General features: G+C 63.8%; 12 protein-coding genes. 3 read left to right on the top strand and 9 right to left on the bottom strand.

Going from position 1 to position 16,721, the window contains the following annotated elements:
* Positions 1-21: 21 nt before the first annotated feature.
* The 8 genes from DC363_RS07660 to DC363_RS07625 form a co-directional block, all read right to left on the bottom strand.
* The gene (locus tag DC363_RS07660) at positions 22-1,455 is read right to left on the bottom strand and encodes a UDP-N-acetylmuramoyl-tripeptide--D-alanyl-D-alanine ligase (RefSeq protein ID WP_108640543.1); all 1,434 of its coding nucleotides are present in this window, start codon (positions 1,453-1,455) and stop codon (positions 22-24) included.
* Positions 1,455-2,966 (bottom strand): UDP-N-acetylmuramoyl-L-alanyl-D-glutamate--2,6-diaminopimelate ligase, encoded by a 1,512-nt coding sequence (locus tag DC363_RS07655; RefSeq protein WP_108640542.1) that lies wholly within the window; start codon positions 2,964-2,966, stop codon positions 1,455-1,457. Before DC363_RS07655 ends, DC363_RS07660 begins: the two co-directional genes overlap by 1 nt.
* 28 nt (positions 2,967-2,994) lie before the next feature.
* Complete coding sequence (locus DC363_RS07650; protein WP_108640541.1) at positions 2,995-4,788, bottom strand: peptidoglycan D,D-transpeptidase FtsI family protein; 1,794 nt, start codon at positions 4,786-4,788, stop codon at positions 2,995-2,997.
* Positions 4,785-5,162 (bottom strand): cell division protein FtsL, encoded by a 378-nt coding sequence (ftsL, locus tag DC363_RS07645; protein ID WP_108640540.1) that lies wholly within the window; start codon positions 5,160-5,162, stop codon positions 4,785-4,787. The genes DC363_RS07650 and ftsL overlap by 4 nt, the downstream gene beginning before the upstream one ends.
* Positions 5,162-6,139, bottom strand: a complete 978-nt coding sequence (gene rsmH, locus DC363_RS07640) for a 16S rRNA (cytosine(1402)-N(4))-methyltransferase RsmH (RefSeq protein ID WP_108640539.1) — start codon at positions 6,137-6,139, stop codon at positions 5,162-5,164. Before rsmH ends, ftsL begins: the two co-directional genes overlap by 1 nt.
* Positions 6,140-6,142: 3 nt before the next feature.
* The gene (locus tag DC363_RS07635; RefSeq protein ID WP_108640538.1) at positions 6,143-6,646 is read right to left on the bottom strand and encodes a division/cell wall cluster transcriptional repressor MraZ; all 504 of its coding nucleotides are present in this window, start codon (positions 6,644-6,646) and stop codon (positions 6,143-6,145) included.
* 681 nt (positions 6,647-7,327) lie between these two features.
* Complete coding sequence (locus DC363_RS07630; RefSeq protein ID WP_108640537.1) at positions 7,328-7,813, bottom strand: GNAT family N-acetyltransferase; 486 nt, start codon at positions 7,811-7,813, stop codon at positions 7,328-7,330.
* Positions 7,810-8,904, bottom strand: a complete 1,095-nt coding sequence (locus tag DC363_RS07625) for an Mrp/NBP35 family ATP-binding protein (protein WP_108640536.1) — start codon at positions 8,902-8,904, stop codon at positions 7,810-7,812. Before DC363_RS07625 ends, DC363_RS07630 begins: the two co-directional genes overlap by 4 nt.
* A 347-nt stretch (positions 8,905-9,251) precedes the next feature.
* On the opposite strand from DC363_RS07625, the gene DC363_RS07620 reads away from it, so the two are divergent.
* Both DC363_RS07620 and DC363_RS07615 read left to right on the top strand, forming a co-directional pair.
* Complete coding sequence (locus tag DC363_RS07620; RefSeq protein ID WP_108640535.1) at positions 9,252-9,464, top strand: DUF1127 domain-containing protein; 213 nt, start codon at positions 9,252-9,254, stop codon at positions 9,462-9,464.
* Between the two features lie 367 nt (positions 9,465-9,831).
* Positions 9,832-10,449 (top strand): LysE family translocator, encoded by a 618-nt coding sequence (locus DC363_RS07615; RefSeq protein ID WP_108640534.1) that lies wholly within the window; start codon positions 9,832-9,834, stop codon positions 10,447-10,449.
* A gap of 7 nt (positions 10,450-10,456) precedes the next feature.
* Here the strand turns inward: DC363_RS07615 and DC363_RS07610 are convergent, their stop codons facing one another.
* Positions 10,457-12,853 (bottom strand): ATP-dependent helicase, encoded by a 2,397-nt coding sequence (locus DC363_RS07610; protein ID WP_108640533.1) that lies wholly within the window; start codon positions 12,851-12,853, stop codon positions 10,457-10,459.
* Between the two features lie 216 nt (positions 12,854-13,069).
* Here DC363_RS07610 and DC363_RS07605 point away from each other — a divergent pair, with 216 nt between their 5' ends.
* The gene (locus DC363_RS07605) at positions 13,070-16,513 is read left to right on the top strand and encodes a pyruvate carboxylase (RefSeq protein WP_108640532.1); all 3,444 of its coding nucleotides are present in this window, start codon (positions 13,070-13,072) and stop codon (positions 16,511-16,513) included.
* Positions 16,514-16,721 lie beyond the last annotated feature (208 nt).

Raw genomic sequence — 16,721 nt, 5'->3', positions numbered from 1 at the left:
CCAGTCTTGGGGGATCGGGCCCTAGCCTTGCGGACCTGCGGCGGGATGCCCCAGTTTGCGGATGGCGTCAACGACAAGGCTGATGCGCGAGCTCTTGGAGCCCTTGACCAGCACGACATCGCCGGCGTCCACCAGATCGCTGGCCTGTGTGGCCAGATCCTCGGCCCGCTCGACCCAGACGCCACGTCGCGCATCCGGCAGCGCGTCATAAAGCGCACGCATCCGCGGTCCGGCACAGTGGATCAGATGCAGGGCCTGCATCGAGGCATCCTTCGCCATCTCGGCATGCATTTCGATCTCGTCCGGTCCCAGCTCCAGCATGTCGCCCAGCACGGCGACTCGCCGCCCCTTGACGATCCGGCCCACGTGATCGGTCGGCGTGTAGGACGCCAGCACCTCAAGCGCGGCGCTGAGCGAGGTGGGGTTGGCGTTGAAAGCATCGTCCAGCAGGATCAGCGTTTCATCTTCGTGGGCGGCATCGAGGGTCACGACCTCACGAGTGCCGCGCCCCGTCGGCGGCGCCCAGTGTGACAGGTCCATCGCCGCCTGCACCGGATCGGCGCCCATGGCCTCACAAGCGGCCAGAATGCCCAGCCCGTTCATCGCGAAATGCCGCCCCGCCGTGGACAGCTTGAACATCAGCGCGCCGCGCGGGGTGTCGGCCTGCACCATGGTTTGCCCCTCGGACAGGGTCACATGGCTGAGCTTCCAGTCCCGCGACATCTGCCCGAACAGCACCTGCCGTGCCTCTTTCTTCGATGCGCAGTGCTGCAAGACTTCGCTGGTGTCCACATCCGCATTGATGACGGCCACGCCGTTCGCGGTCAGCCCGTCAAAGATCGCCGCCTTTTCGCGGGCGATGCCGCTGATGTCGTCAAAGGCTTCCAGATGGGCGGCGGCGATGGTGGTGATCAGCGCCACATGGGGCCGCGCCAAACGCGACAAGGGCGCGATTTCACCGGGGTTGGACATGCCGATCTCGATCACCGCAAACTCGGTGCCCTTGGGCATCCGCGCCAGCGTGAGCGGCACGCCCCAGTGGTTGTTGTAAGAGGCTTCGGCGGCGTGGGTCCGGCCCTGCCGCGCCAGCACCGTGCGCGCCATTTCTTTGGCCGAAGTCTTGCCCACGGAGCCAGTGATCGCCAGAACGCGGGCCTTGGTGTGAGTCCGGGCTGCGGTGCCCAAAGCCTCAAGTGCGGCCAGCACATCGGGGACGATCAATAGCGGTGCATCTTCGGGAACACCTTCGGGGCGGTGGGTCACAACGGCGGCGGCCGCGCCTTTGTTCAAAGCGGCGGCGACAAACTCATGACCATCGCGCGCGGCTTTCAGGGCGACGAACAGATCGCCTTCGGCCAGCGTCCGGGTGTCGATGGACACGCCGTGCGCCACCCAATCGCCCGCGCTTTGCCCGCCAGTCGCGTCAGCGGCCTCGGCTGCGGTCCAGAGCGCCATCAGAACGCCCCGTCCAACGCAGACACCGCCACGCTGGCTTGTTCCACATCATCGAAGGGCAACACGTCGTCACCGATGGTCTGCCCGCTTTCATGACCCTTGCCCGCGATCAGCAAGGCATCGCCCGGGCCAAGCGCATCGACCCCGCGCAGGATCGCTTCGGCCCGGTCGCCCACCTCGACAATCAACTTGCCGGCGCCGCGGGCCTTTGCCCCTTCCATGACTGCAGCGCGGATTGCGGCGGGGTCTTCCGTGCGCGGGTTGTCGTCGGTGACGAAGACCACGTCGGCATGCTCTGCCGCCGCCTGCCCCATGAGCGGCCGCTTGCCCGCGTCACGATCCCCGCCCGCGCCGACGATGGCGACAAGTTTGCCCATCACGTGCGGGCGCATGGCCTGTAGCGCCGTGGCAATGGCGTCGGGCGTATGGGCGTAATCGACAAAAACCGCGCCGCCATTCGCGCGCGTGGCGGCGTGCTGCATCCGGCCCCGCACGGTCGTCAGATACGGCAAGGTGTCGAAGGCCTCTTCCGCATCCCCGCCAGCGGCAATGACCAGCCCCGCCGCCAGCAACACATTGTCCGCCTGAAACCCGCCGATCAGGTTGAGCCGCGCCTTGTGGCTGCCGCGTTGCCAGTCGAACAGGATCTCTTGCCCGGTGCCGTCAAACCGCTGGCCGGTGAGCCGCAAGCGCGCGTCCGCCGCCCGGCCCACGGTGATCACCTCGATCCCGCGCCCTTCAGCCAGTTCCACGACCTCGGGCCCCTTGGGATCATCAATGTTGACCACCGCGACACCGTCTTCAGGCAAAAGACGGGTGAACAGCCCCATCTTGGCGTCGAAATAGGCGTCAAACGTCTTGTGATAGTCCAGATGATCCTGCGTAAAATTGCTGAAACCCGCAGCAGCCAGCATCACCCCGTCCAGCCGCCGTTGGTCCAACCCGTGCGAGGACGCCTCCATCGCCACATGGGTGATCCCTTCGGCGCGAGCCTCGGCCAGGGCGCGGTGCAGGGTGATCGGCTCGGGCGTGGTGTGCCGCAAAGGATGGGTCCAGGCCCCTTCGATGCCCGTGGTGCCCAGATTGACGGCGGCGAGCCCCATCTCGATCCAGATTTGCCGCGCGAAGGTCGAAATTGAGGTCTTGCCGTTGGTGCCTGTGACCGCGATCAAGGTCTCGGGGTGGGCGCCGAACCAGAGCGACGCAGTCTGCGCCAGCGCGCCGCGCGGATCGTCGGTCACGATCAGGGCGGCCTCGCTTTCCGCCAGTTCTTTTGCCGCGATCTCAGCGCCTTGCGCGTCGGTGACGACCGCCGCCGCCCCCATGCGCAGAGCATACTGGATAAATTCGCCCCCATGGACCCGCGCCCCCGGGAGCGCAAAGAACAGGCTGCCCGGCTGCACCTCGCGGCTGTCCACGGTCAAGCCGGTGATCTGCGGGTTCTTTCCGCTGCGCGCGGTCAGCCCGAGGGCCGACAAAGTCGATGTTTTCTGTTCGGCCTGGCTGCTCATGTCCGTCTCTCTTCCGGGTTGATCGCCCCTAGTTCGACGTCAGTGTTACACCCGTTGGTGACAGGGTTTCAACGTCCGGTCGCAGGCCCAGAAGCGGTGCGACGCGACGGATCATTTCCGCCGCGACCGGGACCGCCGTCCAGCCTGCGGTGCGCCGCTGTTCGCCCAAAGCCTCAACCGAGGGTTCGTCAAGCGTGACAATCAACACGTAGCGCGGATCGCTGGCGGGGAAGACGCTTGCAAAGGTGGCGATGTTCTTCTCGTCATAGTAGCCGCCCGTCGGGCGCGGCTTTTCCGCAGTGCCCGTCTTGCCGCCCACCTCGTAGCCTTCAACATCTCCGAACGACGCCGTGCCACGGGTGATCACTGCGCGCAGCATGTCGCGCGCCGTGGCCGACACACGCTCGGACACCACGCGCGGGCCATAACGGGGGCCATCCTGGCGCAACAGCGTCGGCTCAACCCGGTAGCCACCGTTGAGCAAGCTGGAGTAGGCAGTCGCCAGATGCACCGGAGAGGAGCTGAGCCCGTGCCCGTAAGAAATTGTCATCGTTGAGATTTCCGACCAGTTCGGCGGCAGCAGTGGCCGCCCCGTCGGGGCCTCGACCATCTCCACCGGCGTCGGGGCCAGAAGCCCCAGCGAGTCGAGGAATTCGCGCTGTTTCTCCGCCCCGATCATCATCGCCACCCGCGCGGTGCCCACGTTGGAGGATTTCACGATCACATCCGTGGCCGTAAGCTCGGCCCCGTAGTTGCGGAAGTCCCGGATGCGGAACCGGCCCCAGGTCAGCGGACCCTTGGTGTCAATCATCGTGTCGGCGCGGATCAATCCCAGCTCGACCGCTTGCGCGATGGTGAAGATCTTGAAAACGCTACCCAATTCGTAAACGCCCTGCACCGCGCGGTTGAACAGGGGGCTGTCGGACTGGTCGGTCGCTCCGTCGGCCTCGGTCAGCACGCGGGGGCGGTCATTCGGGTCAAAGTCCGGCAGGCTCACCATCGACAGGATTTCGCCCGTATGCACGTCCATCAACACGCTCGATGCGCCTTTGGCCGACATCAGCATCATGCCGCCGTGCAGGACCCGCTCGCTCGCCGCCTGCACGGTGAGGTCAAGGCTCAGTTCAAGCGGTGCGCCCTCGTTCGCGGGATCGCGCAGGAAGTCGTCGAAGTATTTCTCGACGCCGGCGACGCCGATCACCTCGGCCGAGCTCACCCCCTCACGCCCGTAAGTCGCGCCGCCCAGAATATGCGCGGCGACCGAACCGTTGGGGTAAAGCCGCATCTCGCGCGGGCCAAACAGCAGCCCCGGATCACCGATGTCGTGGACCGCCTGCATCTGCTCGGGGCTGATTTCCCGCCGGATCCACAGGAACCGCCGCTCACCGGTGAAATCCTTGAACAGCTCGTCTTCGTCCAACTCGGGGAAAATGCCCGCCAGTTCGCGCGCGGCTTTCGCCGGATCAACCATGTCTGGGATCTGCGCATAGAGGCTGTGCGTGTCCAGATTGGTCGCCAGAACGCGCCCGTTTCGGTCAACGATATCAGAACGTTGCCCAATGATGGGAGAGCCTGAGGCCTGGGCCGTGGGTTCTTGCGGGACCGATCCGGCAAGGGTTCCCATGCGCGCGCCGATCACGATGAAGGCGCAAAAGAACGCGACCCCCATGACCAGCAGGCGCCCCTCGGCGCGGTTGCGGTCGCGGTCGCGGTCATCCTCGTGCCGCAGACGGATGTTTTCGGCTTCGATGGCGTCGGGGTTTTGCCCCTGTTCGCGGGCTTTCAGGATTCGGGCCAGCGGGCGCAGCGGGGTGCGGATCATCGGACCACCTCGACGTTGAGATTGGTGTCCAGAAGCGGCGCATTGTCCGATGACACCTCGATCGAATTGGCCAGATCGAAGACGATGCCCGTGGGATAGGCGACCTGATCGATGCGGCCGAAGGATTCCGGCATCAGTGGCAACAGGCCAAGACGGTCAAAGTTCAGCTCAGCCAGATCGCGCAGCCGGTCGGGCCGGTTGAGATAGGCCCATTCCGCCTCAAGCACCTTGAGCCGCTCATGGGCGCGCCCGATCTGGCGGTGCAGGCTACGCACCTCTTTCAGGGACGCCTGCGTTTGGTAGTTTTCATGATAGGCCCAATAGGCAAGACCCATCACCATGACTGCCGAAAAGATGTAAAGGATAGAACGCATTACCGTTGATCTCTCAATTGTGGCATTCCCAGTTTCGTCCGGTCTGCGGGCCCTGCGGGCGCGTCGGTCCGCTGGGCCACGCGCAGCTTGGCCGAGCGCGCGCGGGGGTTCTGAGCCAGTTCCTCCTCGGACGGGCCGACCGCCTTTTTCGTGAGTATCCGGAACGCGGGCTGCACAACTTCGAGCGCGGGCGCATAGCGGTTCGCATTGGCCTGCCCGCCGCCGCGTTGCTGCAAGAACCGCTTCACCATCCGATCCTCGACCGAATGAAAGGTCACCACCGCAAGATGCCCGCCGGGTTTCAGCGCGCGCTCGGCAGCCTCAAGCCCTTCGGCCAGTTGCCCGTATTCGTCGTTCACCGCGATGCGGATCGCTTGAAAGCTACGCGTCGCCGGATGGCTTTGCCCCGGTTTCGGACGCGGCAGGCAGCTTTCGATTATTTTGGCCAGGCGGAGCGTGCCTTCAATCGGCTCACTTGCGCGTTCAGCGACGAGTTTGCGGGCGATCCGGCGAGAGGCTCTTTCTTCGCCGTAGGTAAACAGAATGTCAGCAAGATCGGTTTCTGACGCGTTATTGACAATATCAGCTGCACTGGTGCCCTCCTGTCCCATCCGCATATCCAGCGGACCGTCCCTCATGAATGAAAATCCGCGGTCCGGCTGGTCCAGCTGCATCGACGACACCCCAAGGTCGAGGACGATGCCGTCCAGATCGGACGCGACCGCGTCAAGGTTGGAAAATGTATTTTCTACCAGCGAAATGCGCGGGTCATCGACCGCCCATTGTGCGTTTTTGAAAACGTCTGGATCGCGGTCAACGCCGATCACATGCTCGGCGCCCGCCTCCAGAAGGTGTTTGGTATAGCCCCCTGCCCCGAAGGTTCCGTCCAGCCAGGTGCCACGGACCGGCGCGCAGGCCGCGACCAGCGGCCCGATCAGAACGGGAATATGCGGGGCAGATGCGGCAGCGGTCCCCATGATCTAGGCCCCTCCTGGCGGGTCGATCAGGGACAGCGGATCGAAGTCGCCGTCGAATTCTTCCAGAAGGGCTGCGGCCTCGGCGGCCTCCACCTCGGCGTATGTCTCTGCGTTCCAGATTTCGAAATAATCGCCCATGGCGGCCATCGTCGCCTCACCGGTCAGGCCGATCTGCTGGCGCAGACGCTGGGGCAAGACGATGCGCCCGTCCTTATCGACTTCGGTGTCCCATGATTTGCCAAGGATCATCCGTGAGGCACGTTTGCGGGCGTCCGAACCGCGCGGCAGGCGCTTGATGCCCTCTTCGATCTCTTCCATCGCCTCGATCGTATAGGCGTGCAGGCAATTTTTCAGGTGGGGCCCGTGCAACACGACCATGCGGGGAAGCGGATTTTCAGGGCAGCGCGGATCACCGTCGGCGAGCACAGCGCGAAAATCGGCCGGGATCGACATGCGCCCCTTGCCGTCAACCTTCTGGTTGAATTCGCCTCTGAAACTCAGACCCACTGCCTTGCGGCTCCCTTGCCCGTTCCCCCATCAGTTTATTGATTTTTAACGGAAAACGGCGGATCAGACTGCTGCCACTGTCTGATCCGCCGCCCTCGTCCCGTCTCCGGGAGTGTCCAGCTGCGCGCGCCACCTGGGGGGATGTCTGCTCGCTCGCGCGCCGGATCTCTTCGTTCAGAAAGGGGGTGCCTGTATGAAACCTGACCTAAGTTTTCTTAGTGTCGGTGGGGTCGTTTGGTGCCCCGTGTTGTCTGCCCGTCTTCCTGCAATCATGTATGCATGGGAATTCATGGCGCGCCAACCCTTTTCTGGGAAATCATGGAACAAGATGGTGCTTTTTGGTCACGTTCGCGGCCGACGGTCCGGTACTCAAGATGCCAAAAACCACAGATAAGGCGCAATCCGATCATATGAACCACAAGATGTTGCGGTTGAAGCGCAGCCACAGAAAGTTCCAGATTTTCCCAAAATCCCACGTTTTCCCGCGAGGGCCACGGCACATTCCGACAGGTGACCGGCCAAAACCCGCCGAATCACAGCCCTGTTTCTTGTGTTTGATTCGGAAATCTCGGGTCGCTCCCATGAATTCCCGAGGCATCTATGCGCGGGGAACGGGCGACGGGACCGGGGGGAGGTTCACCGGGGCCACAAGAGGCGACAGGAGCGCGGGTCACGCCCGGCTCAGGACAGCGCCTTCCACATGACGTGCCCATCGACCAGACCCAGCCTCGGATGGTCGAAAACCTGCGGCAGCGTGCCGACGATCTGGAACCCCAGCTTCTGCCAGAGCCCTACGGCGGCGGCGTTAGAGGCAAGCACGAGATTGAACTGCATGGCGCGGTAGCCCATGGCCCGCGCCTCGGCCAGCGAATGCTCGCACATCGCACGCGCCACCCCCCTGCCCGTCGCGGTGGCGTCGGTGACGTAGCCACAGTTGCACACGTGGCGCGCCCCGCCCTGATGGTTGGTCTTGAGGTAATAGGTGCCCAGAATGCGCCCCGCGTCCTCGGCCACAAAAGTGGCGGCGGGGCTGTCGCACCACAACGCCCGCGCCGCACTTTCGTCGATGTCGCGATCCACCGCATAGGTTTCACCAGCGCGGAACACCGGGCGCAGAATGTCCCAGAGTGCCGGCCAGTCCGCCGCGGTTGCCGGCCGGATGATCACCCCATGCCGCCGTCGATCAGCCGCTTGGCCAAGGTCGCATAGGCCTCGGCCATGGGGCCGTCGCCGGTGGCAATGGGCGTGCCCGCATCCCCGGCGAGCCGCGTGTCGAGGTCCACGGGCAGCGCGCCCAGAAACGGCACGCCGATGGCCTCAGCCTCCGCGGCCACGCCACCGTGCCCGAACAGGTGCGCCTCATGCCCGCAATTGGGGCAGATATAGGTCGACATGTTCTCGACCAGACCCAGCACCGGGGTCTTCAGGGTGTTGAACATGTCCAGCGCCTTGCGCGCATCGATCAGCGCCACGTCCTGCGGAGTGCTGACAACAATGGCGCCGGTCAGCTGCGTTTTCTGGCAAAGGGTCAGCTGTACATCGCCGGTGCCCGGTGGCAGATCCACCAGCAGGACGTCAAGCTCGCCCCATTCCACCTGCGTCAGCATCTGCTGCAAGGCGCCCATCAGCATCGGCCCGCGCCAGACCACGGCCTTGGCCGGATCCACCATGAAGCCGATGGACATGACGGTGACGCCGTGGGCCTGCAGGGGAATGATGGTCTTGCCGTCGGGCGAACTGGGCCGCTTGTTCACGCCCATCATGCGCGGCTGGGAGGGGCCGTAGATATCCGCGTCCAGCAGCCCGACCTTGCGGCCCTGCTTTGCCAGCGCCACAGCAAGGTTGCTTGACACCGTGGACTTGCCGACTCCGCCCTTGCCCGACCCGATCGCGATGATCCGGTCGACGCCGGGCACCCCTTCCGGCCCCGCCTGCGGCGTCGGGTGACGGCCGATCTTGAGGTCCGGCGGCGGTTTGCTGCCCGGGGCCGGAGGCGTTTGCCCGCCGCTGGCCGTGGGCGCGGTCAACACCACCGAGACGGAAGACACGCCGTCGATCCGGCCGACGATGGTTTCCGCCGCCTGCCGTACGGGCTCCATCCGGCTTGCGGTGGCCGCGTCCGGCGCTTCGATCACGAACCGCACGGCATCGCCCTGCACCTGCAGCGCCCGGATCATATCGCGCGAGACGAGGTCCCCGCCGTCCGGAAGCCCGATGGTCCGCAATGCCGCCATGATCTGCTCGCCTGTAAGTGCCATGCTGTCCCGCCCTTTATCTGCGTCAATCTTGCAGCACCTGTTTCACACCCTGTGCAGACAAAAGACAACAGATGTCTTGCCGCACCCACGCACGCCGCGTTTGCACCCCTGGGGCGAGCTGGGCGGGGAATTATGCACCCGCAGCATGGATTGACCCCGCGTCACGGCGTGCCCATGGCGCTAACATTAATATTTACAAGAGATTACCCATGCAGTCCTTGCATAGCGGGTCTGACCTTTCGGCCATTGTGCAAATGCAGCATTGGCTTAAATGAGGCCTCGAAGACGCAATACGGCGTCGCAGACCACGACCCGCTGAAAGGGTCGTAATGACCTAGGAGGCCATCATGGCACACGCATCTGACATCCGCACAAGCGGCCCATCCATCCTTGACCGCGCATCCGATCGCGCTGGCGGCCTGTTCTCCCGCTTCATGCAGTACCGCGCCTATCGCAAGACCGTGGCCGAGCTGAGCAACCTGTCCGACCACGAGCTTAACGATCTGGGCTTTGGCCGCTCGAGCATCAAGCGCGTCGCTTTCGAAGCGACCTACAACTAATTCGCATCGGGTCGCCCTCTCCTCCCTCCCTGGGCTGACCTGTGATCGCGCCGTCCATTTCCTCCCCTTGATGGAAGGCGCACAGATCGAGACGCGGCGGTATCTCCTCCCTGATACCGTCGCTCTCGATCCAAAGAATACCAGCCTGCCCCGTCCTCCCTCGGGGTGTGTTGGATACCACCAGAACGGTTCTTCCTCCCTTGGACCGTTTTGATGACACGGAAGACCCCCTCCTCCCTGGGGTGACCGTAGCAAAGAAGCGGCGGAACTTCCTCCTCCCTTGGTTCCGTCGCTTTTTTCGCTCTCTTTCCCCGATCCGATCCGATCCATCTGTTCCCTTCGCCCCTGCCGGCGATAGGATGCGCGGATGATTCTCGATGTTCTGCTTGCCCTGATCACCTTTGCCTTCGTGTCCTCGATCACGCCGGGACCGAACAACACGATGCTTATGGCGTCGGGCGCCAACTTCGGCATCTGGCGCAGCCTGCCGCATATGTTGGGCGTGGCCATCGGCTTTACGGTGATGATCGTGCTGGTGGGCTTGGGCCTGATGCAGGTTTTCGATGCCTTTCCGATAATGAACACCGTGCTGAAAGTGCTGTCGGTCGCCTATTTGGTCTGGCTCGCCTGGAAGATAGCGAGAGCCGCGCCAAGCCTGCCCGACGCGCCCGAGACCAGCGGCACCCCCATGACGTTCCTGCAGGCGGCGGCCTTTCAATGGGTGAACCCCAAGGCCTGGACCATGGCCGTCTATGCGGTGACGAACTTTGCCACCGGCACGAACGGGCACCGCAGCGTGCTGGCAGTGCTGCTCGTGGCGCTGATCTTCGGGCTGGTCAACCTGCCCTGCATCGGCAGCTGGACCGTTCTGGGCCAACAGATGCGGCGGTTCCTTACGTCACCGGGACGGCTGCGCGCGTTCAATGGCACCATGGCGCTGCTGTTGCTGGCAACGCTGGTGCCGATCCTGTGGCCCGCAGTTTAATCCAAGGCTAGAACGGCACGTCGTCCGCAGCGGCCGCGCTGACCACGAACTTGGCCACCACCTTCTTCTCGCCCGCCTTGTCGAACTCGATCACCAGCTTGTCGCCCTCGATCTCCATCACTTCGCCATAGCCGAATTTCTGATGGAACACGCGGTCGCCGGTGGTGAACGAAGACGTGGCCGTCATGTCGATCACCATGGTGCGGCTTTCCAGCGGCTGGCTGACCGGACGCTGCTGGCTGCGCGCCTGCAACCGGCGCCATCCGGGCGAGTTGTAGACATTCGCGTCCGCCGCCTTCTGATGCAGGTTCGAGGTCATGCCCATGCTGGCGGGATTCGCCTCGGCCCCCATGCCCGCAGCGCCGTAGCCACCGCCGTAAAGGCCCGGAGGCGTCAGCACCTCGACATGTTCGCTGGGCAGTTCATCAATAAACCGGCTGGGCATCTGGCTTTGCCACTGGCCATAGACGCGACGGTTGGCAGCAAAGGAAATCGTGCACAACTTTTCCGCGCGGGTGATGCCGACATAGGCAAGGCGCCGCTCCTCTTCGAGGCCCTTGAGGCCGCTCTCGTCCATCGACCGCTGCGACGGAAACAGCCCGTCCTCCCAGCCCGGCAGGAACACGGCCGGAAACTCCAGCCCCTTGGCCGCATGCAGGGTCATGATCGTGACCTTGTCATCCTCTTCCTCTTGCGCGTTGTCCATGATCAGGCTGACGTGCTCGAGAAACCCTTGCAGGTTCTCGAAGTTCTCCAGCGCCTTGACCAGTTCCTTGAGGTTTTCGAGCCGCCCGGGCGCTTCGGGCGTTTTGTCGTTCTGCCAAAAGCCGGTGTAGCCGCTTTCATCAAGGATCATTTCCGCCATCTCAACGTGGGTGTCGGCCTCTTCGCGCAGCTGCCGGTGCCAGCGGTCCAGCCTCTGCACCAGCTCGGCCAGCGCCTTGCCACCCTTGCCCTTGATCAAGCCGCCCTCAACCGCCAGACGCGCCCCTTCCACAAGGCTCACCCCGTTGGAGCGCGCGGTGGTCTGAATCGTCTGCACCGCCTTGTCGCCAAGGCCGCGCTTGGGCGTGTTGACGATCCGTTCGAACGCAAGGTCATCGTCATGGCTCACCGCGAGGCGGAAATAGGCCATGGCGTCGCGAATCTCCATCCGCTCATAGAAGCGCGGGCCGCCGATCACGCGATAGGGCAGCCCGATGGTCAGAAACCGGTCCTCGAAAGCGCGCATCTGGTGGGACGCGCGTACAAGGATCGCCATAGCGTTGAGCGGTAGGGCGGCGTTGCCGCGGGTGCCACGCTGCATGGATTCGATTTCCTCGCCGATCCAGCGGGCCTCTTCCTCGCCGTCCCAATGGCCGATCAGCCGCACCTGATCGCCGTCCTCGCCTTCGGTGAACAGGGTCTTGCCCAAACGCCCCTTGTTGGCGGCGATCACACCGGCCGCCGCCCCCAGAATATGTCCGGTCGAGCGGTAATTCTGCTCCAGCCGCACCACATGGGCGCCGGGGAAATCCTTTTCGAACCGCAGGATGTTGCCCACTTCCGCGCCGCGCCAGCCGTAGATCGACTGGTCATCGTCACCCACGCAGCAGATGTTCTTATGCCCTTGGGCCAACAGCCGCAGCCACAGGTATTGGGCGACGTTGGTATCCTGATATTCGTCCACCAGAATGTAGCGGAACCAGCGTTGATACTGCGCCAGCACGTCTTCATGGGTCTGGAAGATCGTCACCATATGCAACAGAAGGTCGCCGAAATCACAGGCGTTCAGATCCTTCAGCCGCTGCTGATAGGCGCTGTAAAGGGCCACACCCTTGCCGTCAAAGGCGCTCGCCTCGCCCACCGGGACCTGCGCGGGCGTCCAAGCCTTGTTCTTCCAGCCATCAATGATGCCCGCAAGCATGCGCGCGGGCCAGCGTTTGTCGTCGATATTGCTGGCCGCGATCAACTGTTTGAGCAGGCGCAACTGGTCGTCAGTATCCAGAATCGTGAAATTCGACTTCAGCCCGACCAGTTCCGCGTGCCGCCGCAGCAGTTTGACGCAGATGGCGTGAAAGGTCCCCAACCAGGGCATGCCTTCGACGTGCCCCGTCAGCGCCGCAACCCGCGACTTCATCTCCCGCGCGGCCTTGTTGGTGAAGGTCACCGCCAGAATTTCGTTGGGGCGCGCACGCCCCGTGCCCAGCAAATGCGCGATCCGGCAGGTCAGCGCTTTGGTCTTGCCCGTGCCCGCGCCAGCCAGCATCAAAACCGGCCCATCCAACGTCTCGACCGCTTCGCGTTGCGCGACGTTCAACCCGTCCAGATAGGGCGCGCCCCGGGCCTGCATGGCCTGTTGCGACAGGGAGGGCTGCGGTGCGGCGGCGGCCTCGAAGGCATCATCATCGGAAAAACTGCTCATGGCGCCCAATCTATCGAAACCCGAAGGTTAAGAAAAGACCGTGTTCGCCATATGTTCCAAACTGGCCCATCTTTGCTTGAAAATATCCCGGGGGGCGGCCGCAGGCCGGGGGGCAGCGCCCCCAGCCACCCGAACGACCAGTTGCGCGTAAAGCAGTTTACACCTTCAAAAAACTCCGCATAAATGCTGCAACTGCAAAATAGGGAGGCGCAGGCTATGGCGGACTTTGAAAAAATCCTCATCGCGAACCGGGGCGAGATTGCCATTCGTATCATGCGGGCAGCCAATGAAATGGGCAAACGCACGGTCGCGGTCTACGCCGAAGAGGACAAGCTCGGCCTGCATCGCTTCAAGGCCGACGAAGCCTACCGGATCGGCGAAGACCTCGGCCCCGTTGCCGCCTATCTGAGCATTGACGAGATGATCCGCGTGGCGCTCGAAAGCGGCGCCGACGCGATCCATCCGGGCTATGGACTGCTGTCCGAAAACCCCGATTTTGTTGACGCTTGTGCCGCCAATGGCATCAAATTCATCGGGCCGCGCGCCGAAACCATGCGCGCGCTTGGCGACAAGGCCAGCGCCCGCAAGGTCGCGATCGAGGCCGGCGTGCCGGTGATTCCCGCCACCGAAGTGCTGGGCGACGATATGGACGCGATCCGCGCCGAGGCCGATGAGATCGGCTATCCCCTTATGCTCAAGGCGTCCTGGGGCGGTGGCGGGCGCGGGATGCGGCCGATCCACTCCGCCGACGAACTTGAGGAGAAAGTGCGCGAAGGCCGGCGCGAGGCCGAAGCCGCCTTTGGCAATGGCGAAGGCTACCTTGAGAAGATGATCACCAAGGCGCGCCACGTCGAAGTGCAGATCCTCGGCGACAGCCACGGAGAAATCTACCACCTGTGGGAGCGGGATTGCTCGGTCCAGCGGCGCAACCAGAAGGTGGTGGAACGCGCGCCCGCCCCCTACCTCTCGGAGGCCCAGCGCGAAACGCTTTGTAATCTGGGCAAGAAAATCTGCGCCCACGTCAATTATGAATGCGCCGGCACGGTCGAGTTCCTGATGGATATGACCACAGGCGACTTCTACTTCATCGAAGTGAACCCCCGTGTGCAGGTCGAACACACCGTCACCGAAGAGGTTACGGGCATCGACATCGTGCAGGCCCAGATCAAGATTGCCGAAGGCAAAAGCCTTGTCGAGGCCACCGGCTGTGCGTCGCAATATGATGTGAAGCTGGACGGGCACGCGCTGCAGTGCCGCGTCACCACCGAAGACCCGACCAACAATTTTATCCCCGATTATGGCCGCATCCAGACCTACCGCAGCGCCACGGGCATGGGCATCCGGCTGGACGGCGGCACCGCTTATGCCGGCGCTGTCATAACGCGCTATTACGACAGCCTGTTGACCAAGGTCACCGCTTGGGCCCCCACCCCCGAGGCGGCGATCGCCCGCATGGACCGCGCCCTGCGCGAGTTCCGCATTCGCGGCGTCAGCACCAACATCGCTTTCGTGGAAAACCTGCTCAAACACCCCACGTTCCTGAACAACGAATATTCCACGTCCTTCATCGACACCACGCCCGAGCTGTTCGACTTCAAGCCGCGTCGTGACCGGGCGACGAAAATCCTCACCTACATCGCGGACATCACCGTGAATGGCCATCCCGAGACCGAGGGCCGCGCGAAACCGAAGGCCGAGGCCCTGCCGCCCCGCGCCCCGGCCCCCAAAACCAAGGACCCCGCCCCCGGCACCCGGCAGATCCTTGATCAGTCGGGGCCCGGGGCCGTGGCCGACTGGATGAAAGAGCAAAAGCAACTTCTCATCACCGACACCACCATGCGTGACGGGCACCAGTCGCTGCTGGCAACGCGGATGCGCTCGATCGATATGGTGCGTGTCGCGCCGACCTATGCGGCGAACATGCCGCAGCTCTTCTCGGTGGAATGCTGGGGCGGCGCGACCTTCGACGTGGCCTATCGCTTCTTGCAGGAGTGCCCGTGGCAACGCCTGCGCGACATCCGCGCGAAGATGCCCAACATCATGACGCAGATGCTGCTGCGCGCGTCCAATGGCGTCGGCTACACCAATTATCCCGACAACGTGGTGCAAGAATTCGTGCGGCAGGCGGCGGCCTCGGGGGTGGACGTGTTCCGCGTGTTCGACAGCCTCAACTGGGTCGAGAACATGCGCGTGGCGATGGATGCCGTGATCGCGGCCGACAAGGTCTGCGAAGGCACGATCTGCTACACCGGCGACATCAACGACCCCGACCGCAGCAAGTACGACCTGAAGTATTACGTCGGCATGGCCAAGGATCTCGAGAAGGCCGGCGCCCATGTGCTGGGCCTGAAGGACATGGCCGGGCTGCTCAAGCCCAAGGCCGCGACGCAGCTGATTTCGGCGCTCAAGGATGAAGTCGGCCTGCCGATCCATTTCCACACCCACGACACCTCGGGTGCGGCCATCGCGACGGTGCTGGCGGCCTCGGCCGCGGGGGTCGACGCGATCGACGCGGCGATGGACGCGCTTTCGGGCAACACCTCGCAGCCGACGCTGGGCTCTATCGTCGAGGCGCTCAAACACACCGACCGCGACACCGGCCTTGATGTGGCCGCCATCCGCGAGATCAGCAACTACTGGGAAACCGTGCGCGCCCATTACGCGGCCTTCGAATCCGGTCTGCAAGCGCCTGCGTCGGAGGTTTATCTGCACGAGATGCCCGGCGGCCAGTTCACCAACCTCAAGGCGCAGGCGCGCAGCCTCGGGCTGGAAGAACGCTGGCACGAGGTCGCGCAGACCTATGCGGACGTGAACCGAATGTTTGGCGATATCGTCAAGGTCACGCCCTCGTCCAAGGTCGTGGGCGACATGGCGCTGATGATGGTCAGTCAGGGCCTGACCCGCGAAGAGGTCGAGGATCCAGCCGTCGATGTCAGCTTCCCTGACAGCGTCATCGACATGATGCGCGGCAATCTGGGCCAGCCCCCCGGCGGCTTTCCCGACACCATCGTGAAAACGGTGCTCAAGGACGAAAAGCCGAACCTTGAGCGGCCCGGCAAGCACCTTAAGCCCGTCGATCTGGAAGCGGTGCGCAAGGAACTGTCCGAGACGCTCGACGGGATCGAGATCGACGACGAAGACCTGAACGGCTACCTGATGTATCCCAAGGTGTTCATCGACTACGCCCGCCGTCACGCGCTCTACGGCCCGGTGCGCACCCTGCCCACGCGGACCTTTTTCTATGGCATGGAACCGGGCGAGGAGATCAGCGCAGAGATCGACCCCGGCAAGACGCTGGAGATTCGCCTGCAAGCGGTGTCCGAGACCAGCGAAGAAGGCGACGTGAAAGTGTTCTTCGAGCTGAACGGCCAGCCCCGCACCATCCGCGTGTCCGACCGCCGCGTGGCGGGCACCTCGGCCAAGCGACCCAAGGCGGACCCGGGCAATGCCGATCACGTGGGCGCACCCATGCCGGGCGTCGTTGCCACAGTCGCCGCCACCGTGGCCAAGCCGGTGAAGACCGGCGACCTGTTGCTCACCATCGAGGCGATGAAGATGGAGACCGGCCTGCATGCCGAGCGTGATGCAGTCGTCAAGGCGATCCACGTCGCCCCCGGCGCGCAGATCGACGCCAAGGATCTTCTGGTCGAACTGGAGTAGCGGCCCCTCTGCCCTTTCTGAAGCGCTCAACGCCGGGTCGGCCCCAACAAAGGGCCGGCCCGATTATTGTGCGCCATCATTCAGGATCAGCGGCACCCACACAAAAACCTCGCGCTCCACCTTCCCCTACGTCACCAAAAAAACTGGCGCGAAGGTGGAACTTCTGCGGCGCAGCACTGTTGGTCCGACGTGAATGCAACGCTGCCTT

It is taken from the genome of Thalassorhabdomicrobium marinisediminis (assembly GCF_003072065.1).
Taxonomy (GTDB): domain Bacteria; phylum Pseudomonadota; class Alphaproteobacteria; order Rhodobacterales; family Rhodobacteraceae; genus Octadecabacter; species Octadecabacter marinisediminis.
Note: the sequence above shows the minus strand (reverse complement) of the source record. Positions and strands in the feature narration are given on the sequence as shown.